Origin of the sequence: Mesorhizobium amorphae CCNWGS0123 (genome assembly GCF_001686985.1) — a bacterium.
GTDB classification, from domain to species: domain Bacteria; phylum Pseudomonadota; class Alphaproteobacteria; order Rhizobiales; family Rhizobiaceae; genus Mesorhizobium; species Mesorhizobium amorphae.
Window position 1 is genome coordinate 3,860,322 of sequence record NZ_CP015318.1, and the last position, 10,847, is coordinate 3,871,168.

Below are 10,847 nucleotides of genomic sequence, written 5' to 3' on the forward strand. Positions count from 1 at the left end.
TTGCCTGTTCGCCCACGAAACTAACGCGACCGCGGTTAACCGCGCCTTAGTCTGCAACCAAACGCAATCGAATCTGCAACCAAACGTGACGGCAGCTTAGCGCCAAATGCGGCCTTAGCCCAGATTGACCACCGCCTGCGCCTTGTGCGCCGCCTCGACCACGGCGAGCGCGGTCATGTTGACGACGCCGCGCGAGGTCACCGAAGGCGTCAATATGTGTGCAGGCTTGTCCGTGCCGAGCAGGATCGGCCCGACATGCAGCGCATCCATCATGGCGCGCAGCGCCGTCAGCGTGATGTTGGCGGAATCGAGGTTTGGGAACACCAGCAGATTGGCTTCGCCCTTCAGCCGCGAATGCGGATAGACGCGCTGGCGCAACTGCTCCGACAGCGCCGAGTCGGCATGCATCTCGCCGTCGCTTTGCAATTCCGGCGCGATGCGCGCCAGGATTGCCGCCGCCTGGCGCATCTTCAGCGCGCTCGGCGAATCGCGCGAGCCGAAATCCGAATGCGACAGAAGTGCTGCCTTGGGCTCGATGCCGAAACGCTGGATCTCCTCCGCCGCCAGCACCGTCATCTCGGCGATCTCTTCCGCCGTCGGGTCGACCGAGACATGCGTGTCGGTGAGGAAGATGATGCCGCGCTGCGAGATCAGCATCGACAGCGTCGACAGATCCCGGTCCTTGATGCCCTCGCGTGGCCCGATGATCAGGGTGACGTTGCGCAGATGCCGCTCGAAACGGCCTTCGAGACCGCAGACCATGGCATCGGCGTCGCCGCGCTTGAGCGCAAGGGCGGCGATCACCGTGTTGTCGGTACGCACCATGGTGCGGGCTGCCTCCGTCGTCACGCCGCGCCGGCCGGCAAGCTCGATCAACAGGTCGACATAGTGGCGGTAGCGCGGATCGTCCTCGGGGTTGATCAGGCCGAAATCGACGCCCGGCTTGATGCGCAATCCATAGCGCTTCAGCCTGACTTCGATGACATGCGGACGCCCGATCAGGATCGGCTCGGCAATGCCTTCCTCAAGCACAACCTGCGCGGCGCGCAGCACCCGCTCGTCCTCGCCCTCGGCATAGATGACGCGCTTGGCGCTCGACGCCTTGGCGGACGAGAACACCGGCTTCATCACCAGGCCGGAGCGGAAGACGAAGCGGTTGAGCTCGTCGATATAGGCGGCGAAGTCGGTGATCGGCCTGGTCGCCACACCGGTGTCGCAGGCTGCCTTCGCCACTGCCGGCGCAATGCGCAGGATCAGCCTGGGGTCGAAGGGCGAGGGGATCAGGAAATCAGGTCCGAAGATCGGCGTCTCGCCCGAATAGGCGCGCGCAGCGACGTCGGACGGCTCCTCGCGGGCAAGGGCTGCGATCGCCCGCACCGCCGCCATCTTCATCTCTTCATTGATGGCGCTGGCGCCGCAGTCCAGGGCTCCGCGAAAAATGTAAGGGAAGCACAGTACATTGTTGACCTGATTGGGAAAATCCGAACGGCCGGTACAGATCATCGCGTCTGGCCGCGCCGCCCGCGCCGCCTCCGGCATGATCTCCGGATTGGGGTTGGCCAGCGCCAGGATCAGCGGCTTCGGTGCCATATGCTGCAGCAGTTCCGGTTTCAGCACGCCGGCGGCCGACAGGCCGAGGAAGACATCGGCGCCCGAAATCACATCGGCCAGCGTCCGCGCTGCAGTATCCTTCACATAAGGATCCTTCCAGCGGTCCATCTCGTCCGTGCGCCCCTTGTAGGCGACGCCGAACCGGTCGGTGACCCAGATGTTTTCGACCTTGGCGCCGAGCGAGACCAGCAGATTGAGGCAGGCCAGGGCTGCGGCACCAGCGCCCGAGGTGACGATCTTGATGTCCGAAATCGCCTTGCCGGCAAATTCCAGCCCGTTGAGCACCGCAGCGGCGACGATGATCGCCGTGCCGTGCTGGTCGTCATGGAACACCGGTATGCCCATGCGGGCCTTGAGCTGTTCCTCGACCTCGAAGCACTCGGGCGCCTTGATGTCCTCGAGGTTGATGCCGCCGAAGGTCGGCTCCAACGCCGAGATCGTCTCGACCATGCGCTCGATCCCGGGCGCGTCGATCTCGATGTCGAAGACGTCGATGCCGGCGAATTTCTTGAACAGCACCGCCTTGCCTTCCATGACCGGCTTGGAGGCGAGCGGACCGATATTGCCGAGGCCAAGCACCGCCGAGCCGTTGGAGACGACGCCGACCAGGTTGGCGCGCGCCGTGTAGTCGGCGGCGGTTGCCGGATTGTCGCGGATTTCGAGGCAAGGGGCGGCGACGCCGGGCGAATAGGCAAGCGCCAGGTCGCGCTGGTTGCCGAGCGGCTTCGTCGCCTGGATTTCGAGCTTTCCGGGGGTCGGGTGCTTGTGGAAGTAGAGTGCGGCCTCGTCGAGGTCCGACCGGGCCGCCTTCTTGTTCTCGCTGTCCATACCGGCCCTCCCTGCGATGTTGCCTCGCTGCCTTTTAGCATGCGGCATCGGTTTTTCGCGACGCCAAATGACGCAAGCGCGAAGGAAAGGGTCAAAGTCGAAAAGACCGAGCTATTTCAATCTTTTGTGTTGAGATCCTGCGAGAAAGCCAGGCCTCGCCGTCAGAACGCGCTGACGTAGAGGCCGCCATCCACCGGAATGTTCTGCCCGGTCAGGTAGCCGGCATGAACCGAGCACAGGAAGGCGCAGATCTGGCCGAACTCCTCTGGTGTGCCAAGCCGCTTGGCCGGCACGTCGGCGCTGATGCGGGCCTTGCGTTCGGCTGCCGCAGCCGGGTCTTCCGGCGTGCCGGCTTCATGCGGGCCGCGCAGCCGGTCGGTATCGAGCTTGCCGGGCAGCATGCTGTTGATGGTCACGTTGCGGTCGATCACAGTGCGGGCCACGCCGGCCAGGAACGAGGTCAAGCCGGCGCGCGCGCCGGACGACAGATCGAGGCCGGGGATCGGCACATAGACCGACAGCGAGGTGATGTTGACGATGCGGCCGAAGCCGCGCGCCGCCATGCCGTCGATGACCGCCTGGATCAGCTCGATCGGCGTCACCATGTTCTGGGTGACGCCTTCGAGGATCTTCTCGCGGTCGAGCGTGCGGAAGTCGCGCAGCGGCGGGCCGCCATTGTTGTTGACGAGGATGTCGGGATCGGGGCAGGCGGCAAGCATCGCCTTCTGCACTTCGGGCTTCGACACGTCACCGAGGATCTCGGTCACCTTGACGCCGTAGCGATCACGGATGTCCTGGGCGGTGCTGGTCAGCAGCTCGCCATTGCGGCCGTTGACCACCAGATCGCAGCCGGCCTCGGCCAGCGCCATGGCGCAGCCGCGCCCAAGTCCTTTGCTTGATGCGCAGACGATCGCCTTCTTGCCGCGAATGCCGAGATCCATGATGATTTTCTCCTCTGATCAAGCGCGGCACGCTAGCTCTTCAGCTGGACCAATCGCAACCGTCATACGGTTGTTGCATGAATCGGGGCATAGCCTGCGCGAAAGCAACGGTGACGATCTGATGTCTGGCCCAGAGCCCCGCACTTTCCGCAGCATGTTCATCTCCGACGTCCATCTCGGCTCGAAGGCGGCCAAGGCCGACTTCCTGATCGATTTCCTGCGCCATCACGACGCCGATATCATCTATCTCGTCGGCGACATCGTCGATGGCTGGCGCCTGAGGCGCAGCTGGCACTGGCCGCAGAGCCACAATGACGTCGTACAGAAATTGCTGCGCAAGGCGCGCAAGGGCGCCAACATCACCTACATCGCCGGCAATCATGACGAGTTCGCGCGCCAGTTCCAGGGCGTGCATTTCGGCGGCATCGTCGTCGCCGACCGCGCCATCCACGAAACCGCCGACGGCAGGCGCCTGCTGGTCATCCATGGCGATCAGTTCGACACCGTCGTCCACAATGCGCGCTGGTTGGCCTATCTCGGCGACTATGCCTATGACGCAGCCATGCTCGTCAACAGGGTTGTGACGCGGCTTCGCCAGTTGCTTGGCCTGCCTTACTGGTCGTTTTCGTCCTGGGCCAAGGTCAACGTCAAGAAGGCGGTGAACTTCATCGGCTCGTTCCAGACCATGCTGACGGAGGAAGCGCGCCGCTCGCATGTCGACGGCGTCATCTGCGGCCACATCCACCACGCCGCGATCGAGAACTACGAGGACGTGCAGTACATCAACACCGGCGACTGGGTGGAAAGCTGCACGGCGGTGGTCGAGCATTTCGACGGCCGGATGGAAATCCTGCACTGGGCCAAGGTCCTGCCCGAGGCTCCGGACGAACCGTTCATCCCGATGCTCATCGAGGACCGGGTGGTCGAAGCGGCGTGAAGCCACGGCCGGTCGCGGACTACCGAATCAATCGATTAGTCCAACCGGTTTCGCCCGTTTTTTCTCCGTGTTAATGGTCGATCACGTTGCTGCCGTCTGGTCGAATGCGGCGTAATTGGATCGATTCATGTCCCTGCCGCCGCTTTCACCCGAACAGCTCGTCAAGCCGCGCCATTTCGAACTGCGCATGAGCCTGATCTTCTTCACGCTGTTCGTGTCGCTCGGCATCCATCTGCCTTATTTCCCGCTGTGGCTGCAGGCCGAGGGTTTCCATGCCGGACAGATCGCGGTCATCCTGGCCGCGCCGATGTTCCTGCGCGTGGTGACGACGCCGCTGCTGACCGCCCTGGCCGACCGGGCGAAGGACCGGGCCAATGTCTATGTCGTGCTCGTCGCCGCGACCATGGTCATCTCCGCCGGCTATTTCCTCACCCCCACCTACGCCATGGTGTTGGCCGTTTCGCTGGCACTGACCATCGTCTGGACGCCGCATTCGCCGATCGCCGATTCTCTGGCGCTTTCGGGCGTGCGCCGCTTCGGCTCCAACTATACCGCCATGCGCAAATGGGGCTCGATCTCTTATCTCTGCGCCAACATCGCCGGCGGCTTCATCCTGGCCTGGACGGGCCCCAAGGCCGTGCCGGCGATCATCTTCGTAGCCCTAGCCGCCGCACTTCTGGCCGGATTGCTGGCGCCGCGTCTTGGCCGTCCGCGCCGCGCCTCGCCGCTTTCGGCCACCGACATCCAGCACGCGGCGCCAAAGCTGCTCAACGCCTACTTCCTGTATTTTACCTTCGGCGTCGGCATCATCACCGCCAGCCATGCCTTTCTCTACGGCTTCGTGTCGATCTACTGGAAGTCGATCGGCATCAGCGATTCCGTCGTCGGGCTGCTCTGGGCCTGGGGCGTGGTGGCCGAGGTCTGCATGTTTTTGTTTTTCAACCGCATTTTCGCCTCCGTTTCCGTCGTCCAGGTCATGGTGATCGCCGGCATCGGCTCGATCGTGCGCTGGATCGCTTTTCCGCTGATCTGGCCGCTTGGCCTTGGCGTTGCCGGCTTCTTCGGCGTCCAGACCTTGCATTCGGTGTCGGTGGCGATGGTGCTGATCGGCCTGCAGAAGATGATCGGCGAAACCGTCTCCGAAGAGCGCACGGGTGCTGCGCAAGGCATTGCCTATTTCTTCAACGGCTTCTTCATGGCTGTGGTCACGCTGGCGTCGGGCCCACTCTACGACCGCCTCGGCGTCGATGGCTTTTGGGCGATGATTCCGATCGCTATCTTTGGTCTGGTGCTGATCGGGCTCGCCGCGCGCTCAGCCCCACAGCGCCCTATCAGGGGGTGAGACCAGCGACCCCTCGTAGACGAGGCCGGGCTCGCGGTCGCGGGCCAAGAGCAGCGGGCCGTCCAGGTCGACGAAATCGGCGTCTTGTGCCAAGAGCACTGCGGGCGCCATGGCCAGTGACGTGCCGACCATGCAGCCGACCATGATACCGAAGCCGAGTTCTCGGGCACGGTCGCGCAACACCAGCGCTTCCGTCAGGCCGCCCGATTTGTCGAGCTTGATGTTGACGGCGTCGTAAAGGCCAACCAGCGCTTCGAGGTTTTTCGCCTCGTGCACGCTCTCGTCGGCGCAGATCGGCACCGGATGCGCGATATGCCCCAAAATGCCGTCGCGACCGGCGGGAAGCGGCTGCTCGATCAAAGCGATGCGTTGCGCGGCGGCAAAAGCGAGGTTTTCGACGATGTTTTCATCGGTCCAGCCCTCGTTGGCGTCGAGGATGATGCGGCTGTCCGGTGCCGCCTCCGCCACGGCACGAATGCGGGCGATGTCGTTGTCGCCGCCGATCTTGACCTTGAGCAGCGGCCGCGAGGCATTGGAGCGCGCCTGCGCCGCCATCGCCTCCGGTTCGCCCAGAGACAGCGTGTAGGCTGTCTCGAGCGCTCGCAACGGAGCCTTGCAAATGCTGGCCGCAACCGGCTTGCCGCTTGTCTTTGCTTCCAGATCCCACAGAGCACAGTCGATGGCGTTGCGGGCCGCCCCGGCGGGCATCGCGTCGAGCAGTTCGGTTCGGCTGATGCCGCCAGCGATCATCTCGCGCATAGCGTCGATCGCCTCGCGCACGCCCTCCATGGTCTCGCCATAGCGCTTGTAAGGAACGCATTCGCCCCGTCCGCGATGGCCGCCGTCGCTGATCGTGCAGACGATCACTTCGGCTTCCGTCTTCGAGCCGCGTGAAATGGTGAAGGTGCCGGCGATTGGAAAACGCTCGGATTCGACCGAAATGACACGCGCCATATTTTTCTTCTCAGGCTATGCGACAACGGCATGCCGGCAAATGACAGGCTGGTTCCGGCAGGCTAAACAGGACGCCATGTTGACCATCGGCAAACGCGACGCAACCGCCAAGGAGCCAAATGGCCAGCCGCGCATCGCCGTCGGCGAGGAGGGCGGCGTTCTCGGCTGCGCCTTTTCCGGAACCTGGACGACACGCACCGTGGCACTGGTCGACGCGGAGATGCGCCGGATCGAGAAGCGCAGCGGTTTCAAGACCTTGGCGCTAGATCTTTCGCAGATTGAAAAGATGGACACCGCCGGCGCCTGGCTGATCGATCGCCTGGTCAGCGCTTTCGAGAAGAAGGGCGTCGAAGTCAAGTTGCAAGGGCAGAGCGAGATTGCTTCGATCCTGCTTGGCGCTGTCGGCGACGCGGTCCGGCGCGAGCCCGAATCGGGAGCGGCCGGGCCGCCCAACATCATCATCCGCGGGCTCGAGGCGGTCGGCCGCCGCGTCTATGAGATGCGCGACGATTTCCTGGCGTCGATGAACATCCTCGGCGCCACCATCCGCGGCGCGCAGATGAAGCTCGGTCGCGGCCATGCCGTCAATCCGGCCGCGATCTTCAACCAGATCGACCGCATGGGCGTCGGCGCCATCCCGGTCGTGGTGCTCATGTCGGCCATCGTCGGCGCCATCGTCGCCCAGCAGGGCGCCTACCAGCTCAGCTATTTCGGCGCCGACATCTTCGTCGTCGACCTCGTCGGCGTGCTGATCCTGCGCGAGCTCGGCGTGCTGATGACCGCGATCATGATAGCCGGCCGCTCCGGCAGCGCCATCACCGCCGAGATCGGTTCGATGAAGATGCGCGAGGAGGTCGACGCGCTGAAGGTCATCGGCCTGAACCCGATTGGCGTGCTGGTCTTTCCGCGCCTGGTCGCCCTGGTGATCGCCCTGCCTTGCCTGACCATCATCGCCAATTTCGCCGCGCTTGGCGGCGGCATCGTCGCAGCATGGCTTTACTCGGACATCCCTCCGGCTGCCTTTATCGACCGTCTGCGCGTCGCCATCGATCTCAGCACGATCTTTGCCGGGCTGATCAAGGCGCCGTTCATGGCCATGATCATCGGCACCATCGCCTCCGTCGAAGGCATGAAGGTCGGCGGCAGCGCCGAATCGCTGGGCCAGCACGTGACCGCTTCGGTGGTGAAGTCGATCTTCGTGGTCATCATCCTCGACGGCCTTTTCGCCATGTTCTACGCAGCGATCGAGTTCTGACATGGCGGTGACGAATGGCAACGGGACCAAGGTGGAGGAGCAGGACGAGAGCGAGATCGTGCTTTCGGTGCGCGACGTCACCGTTGCCATCGATGACAAGCTGATCCTCGACAAACTTTCACTCGACATCAAACGCGGCGAAATCCTGGGCTTTGTCGGCGCTTCGGGCGCCGGCAAATCGGTGCTTTTGCGCACCATTCTTGGCTTGCTGCGCAAGCAGTCGGGGACGATCAAGCTGTTTGGCGTCAACGTCGACAAGGCAAGCGACATCGAGCGCTTGCGCATCGACATGCGCCTCGGCGTTCTTTTCCAGCATGGCGCGCTGTTTTCGGCGCTGACGGTGCAGGAGAACGTGCAGGTGCCGATGCGCGAATATCTCGACCTGCCGAAGAAGCTGATGGATGAATTGGCTTTGCTCAAGATCGAGCTGGTCGGCTTGCCGCCTGACGCGGCGCAGAAATTCCCCTCCGAACTCTCCGGCGGCATGATCAAGCGCGCGGCGCTGGCGCGTGCGCTGGCGCTCGACCCGGACATCGTCTTCCTCGACGAGCCGACTTCCGGCCTCGACCCGATCAGCGCGGCCGAATTCGACGAACTGGTGGTCAAGCTGCGCGATACGATGGACCTGACGGTCTACATGGTCACGCACGATCTCGACACGCTGTTCACTGCTTGCGACCACGTTGCGGTGCTCGGCAAGAAGAAGGTGCTGGTCGAAGGCACGATCGACGACATGCTGAAGAGCGAGGAGCCGTGGGTGAAATCCTATTTCCGCGGAAAACGCGCGCGCCAACTTGATCTTGCGGCGCGCGCATAGCCATAAGTGGGGCAATGGAAACCAGAGCCAACTACGTCATTGTCGGCATCTTCACGCTGGCCGCTATTCTGGCGGCCTTCGCCTTCGTCTATTGGACCGCTGCGATTGGTGACAGGGGCGAGACGGCGGTGCTGCGCGTGCGCATTCCGGGCTCGGCGTCCGGCTTGGGGCGCGGCAGCTTCGTGCTGTTCAACGGCGTCAAGGTGGGTGACGTCAAGCGCGTCTATATCGATGTCGACAACCCGACGGTCGCCATCGCCGACACCGAAATCGACCGCATGACGCCGATCACCAAGTCAACGCAGGCCGATATCGGGCTTGCCGGCCTGACCGGCCAGGCCAATATCGAGCTCAAGGGCGCCGACCCCAAGGAGGTCAAACTGCTCGACCAGGCCGAAAAGGAAGGCAAGGTCGCCGAGATCGTCGCAAATCCGTCCGCCGTCACCAACCTGCTGCAGACCGCGCAGGACATCTTCACCCGCGCCGACAAGGTGCTTTCGAATCTGGAAGGGTTCACCCAGGACGTTCGCGGTCCGCTGACCCAGACCGTCAAGAACGCCCAGACGTTCTCCGATGCGCTGGCCAAGAATTCCGACGGCATCGACAAGTTCCTCGCCAGCGTCAGTTCGCTGTCGGATGAGCTGAAGGGCGTGTCGGGCAAGCTCGACGGCACGCTGAAAGCCGCAGAAGGCCTGCTCAACGCCGTCGACAAGGACCAGATCAAGAGCATCGTCGCCAATGTCGATACGGTCACCGGCAATCTGAAGGAAACCTCCAAGCAGTTCGACGGTGTGATCAAGAACGTCGACACGGCGGTCGGGTCGATCAACAACTTCGCCCAGAAGACGCAAGGTACGCTGGACAAGGTCAATGGCGTTCTCGACGGCATCGATCCGGCAGAGGTGCGCACGGCGCTCGCCAATATCCAGAAGGCCAGCGAAAGTGCCGACAAGGCCGCCGCCGACATCGCCAAAGTGACCGACAGGATCGCCGACAGAAGCGACGATATCGACCAGACCATCAAGGACGCCAAGCAACTGGCACAGCGCCTCAACGATGCCTCGGTGCGCGTCGACGGCATCTTGGCCAGGGTCGACACCTTACTCGGCTCAGGACAGGCTGACGGCGTCATGGCCGATGCCAGAAGTACGTTGAAGTCGTTCAAGCAGGTTGCCGATACGCTCAATGCCCGCCTCGGCACCATCACCGACAATCTGGCTCGTTTCTCGGGCCAGGGTCTGCAGGATGTCGAGGCGCTGGTCCAGGACAGCCGCCGCTCGATCAACCGCATCGAGGAGGCAGTGACCGATCTCAGCCGCAATCCGCAGCGGATCCTGTCGGGTGGCGAGGGCGAGGTCCGGCAATATGACGGCAGGGTGCGGCGTTGACTTCGGCGTCCGTCCACCGCAAGAACATAGACCGCAATTGCGGGTTGATCTTACGATCCGGGGACAACGGGGATCGCGCGTGAAGTCGGTGTGGGTGAGAACAGACGGGTTGACATCGGCTGCGGCATTGCTCGCGCTGACGCTTGCCGGGTGCGCGGCACTTGGCGGCAAGCCTGCGCCGCTCGATACATTCGAGCTTTCGGCGCCGTCGATCGACGCGCATGGCCACAGCCGCCGCCAGATCCTGATTGCCCAACCCTCCGCGCTCAAGGCGCTCGACAGCCAGAACATCGTCATCAAGCCGTCCGACCGCTCGATCCAGTATCTCAAGGGCGCGCAATGGGCCGACCGGCTGCCGCTGATCGTGCAGGCAAGGCTCGCCGAGACGTTCCAGCGCTCCGGCAGCTTCGCTGGCGTCGGCAAGCCGGGCGAGGGCCTGGCGATCGACTATCAGGTGATCGTCGAGGTTCGTTCCTTCGAAGTCCGGGTCGATGGCGGCGAGCATGCCGAGGTCGACCTGTTCGTGCGCATATTGAACGACCGCAACGGCGAGGTGCGCGCCTCCAAGACCTTCACTGCCAGCGCGCCGGTCTCGGGCAGCGGCAACCCGGCCTATGTCGACGCGCTGGACAGCGCTTTCGGTAAGGCGGCGAAGGACATTGTCCGCTGGACGGATTCAGTGATCTGACAGCGCCCGAACGGCTCGGCCGGTGCGCATGCATTCAATGTTGAATGACGGCGGACAAATAAAAAAGGCGGGCTGCGGCCCGCCTT

At 63.5% G+C, this 10,847-nt stretch carries 9 protein-coding genes; 6 read left to right on the forward strand and 3 right to left on the reverse strand.

The window, feature by feature from the left end:
* Nucleotides 1-114: 114 nt before the first annotated feature.
* Both A6B35_RS18125 and A6B35_RS18130 read right to left on the reverse strand, forming a co-directional pair.
* Nucleotides 115-2,439, reverse strand: coding sequence for an NADP-dependent malic enzyme (locus tag A6B35_RS18125; protein WP_006206084.1), 2,325 nt, complete (start codon nucleotides 2,437-2,439; stop codon nucleotides 115-117).
* A 161-nt stretch (nucleotides 2,440-2,600) separates the two neighbouring features.
* Entirely contained in the window at nucleotides 2,601-3,380 is a 780-nt protein-coding gene (locus tag A6B35_RS18130) for an SDR family oxidoreductase (protein ID WP_006206085.1), read from the reverse strand.
* A gap of 121 nt (nucleotides 3,381-3,501) precedes the next feature.
* Between A6B35_RS18130 and A6B35_RS18135 the strand changes: the two genes are divergently transcribed.
* Both A6B35_RS18135 and A6B35_RS18140 read left to right on the forward strand, forming a co-directional pair.
* Nucleotides 3,502-4,317 (forward strand): UDP-2,3-diacylglucosamine diphosphatase, encoded by an 816-nt coding sequence (locus A6B35_RS18135; RefSeq protein WP_081482303.1) that lies wholly within the window; start codon nucleotides 3,502-3,504, stop codon nucleotides 4,315-4,317.
* A gap of 127 nt (nucleotides 4,318-4,444) precedes the next feature.
* A complete protein-coding gene (locus tag A6B35_RS18140) occupies nucleotides 4,445-5,659 on the forward strand; it encodes an MFS transporter (RefSeq protein WP_006206087.1) in 1,215 nt (404 codons plus the stop codon).
* Here A6B35_RS18140 and dgcA read toward each other — a convergent pair.
* The gene (gene dgcA, locus A6B35_RS18145) at nucleotides 5,630-6,613 is read right to left on the reverse strand and encodes an N-acetyl-D-Glu racemase DgcA (RefSeq protein WP_006206088.1); all 984 of its coding nucleotides are present in this window, start codon (nucleotides 6,611-6,613) and stop codon (nucleotides 5,630-5,632) included. The genes A6B35_RS18140 and dgcA overlap by 30 nt on opposite strands.
* 76 nt (nucleotides 6,614-6,689) lie before the next feature.
* Here dgcA and A6B35_RS18150 point away from each other — a divergent pair, with 76 nt between their 5' ends.
* From A6B35_RS18150 to A6B35_RS18165, 4 genes are read left to right on the forward strand one after another with little or no spacing between them, the layout of a single operon-like run.
* The gene (locus tag A6B35_RS18150; RefSeq protein WP_006206090.1) at nucleotides 6,690-7,868 is read left to right on the forward strand and encodes an ABC transporter permease; all 1,179 of its coding nucleotides are present in this window, start codon (nucleotides 6,690-6,692) and stop codon (nucleotides 7,866-7,868) included.
* Nucleotide 7,869: 1 nt separating this feature from the next.
* Nucleotides 7,870-8,685: an ABC transporter ATP-binding protein gene (locus A6B35_RS18155; protein ID WP_006206091.1), complete on the forward strand. Its 816-nt coding sequence runs from the start codon at nucleotides 7,870-7,872 to the stop codon at nucleotides 8,683-8,685.
* A gap of 14 nt (nucleotides 8,686-8,699) precedes the next feature.
* Entirely contained in the window at nucleotides 8,700-10,073 is a 1,374-nt protein-coding gene (locus A6B35_RS18160) for an MlaD family protein (protein WP_006206092.1), read from the forward strand.
* 37 nt (nucleotides 10,074-10,110) lie between these two features.
* Nucleotides 10,111-10,761 (forward strand): ABC-type transport auxiliary lipoprotein family protein, encoded by a 651-nt coding sequence (locus A6B35_RS18165; RefSeq protein ID WP_193364577.1) that lies wholly within the window; start codon nucleotides 10,111-10,113, stop codon nucleotides 10,759-10,761.
* The last annotated feature ends 86 nt before the right edge of the window (nucleotides 10,762-10,847 follow it).

What these genes read in the sequence shown, in the direction of transcription:
- A6B35_RS18125 (WP_006206084.1), bottom strand. Translation starts at nt 2,439, where the DNA reads ATGGACAGCGAGAACAAGAAGGCGGCCCGGTCGGACCTCGACGAGGCC.
- A6B35_RS18130 (WP_006206085.1), bottom strand. Translation starts at nt 3,380, where the DNA reads ATGGATCTCGGCATTCGCGGCAAGAAGGCGATCGTCTGCGCATCAAGC.
- A6B35_RS18135 (WP_081482303.1), top strand. Translation starts at nt 3,502, where the DNA reads ATGTCTGGCCCAGAGCCCCGCACTTTCCGCAGCATGTTCATCTCCGAC.
- A6B35_RS18140 (WP_006206087.1), top strand. Translation starts at nt 4,445, where the DNA reads ATGTCCCTGCCGCCGCTTTCACCCGAACAGCTCGTCAAGCCGCGCCAT.
- dgcA (WP_006206088.1), bottom strand. Translation starts at nt 6,613, where the DNA reads ATGGCGCGTGTCATTTCGGTCGAATCCGAGCGTTTTCCAATCGCCGGC.
- A6B35_RS18150 (WP_006206090.1), top strand. Translation starts at nt 6,690, where the DNA reads ATGTTGACCATCGGCAAACGCGACGCAACCGCCAAGGAGCCAAATGGC.
- A6B35_RS18155 (WP_006206091.1), top strand. Translation starts at nt 7,870, where the DNA reads ATGGCGGTGACGAATGGCAACGGGACCAAGGTGGAGGAGCAGGACGAG.
- A6B35_RS18160 (WP_006206092.1), top strand. Translation starts at nt 8,700, where the DNA reads ATGGAAACCAGAGCCAACTACGTCATTGTCGGCATCTTCACGCTGGCC.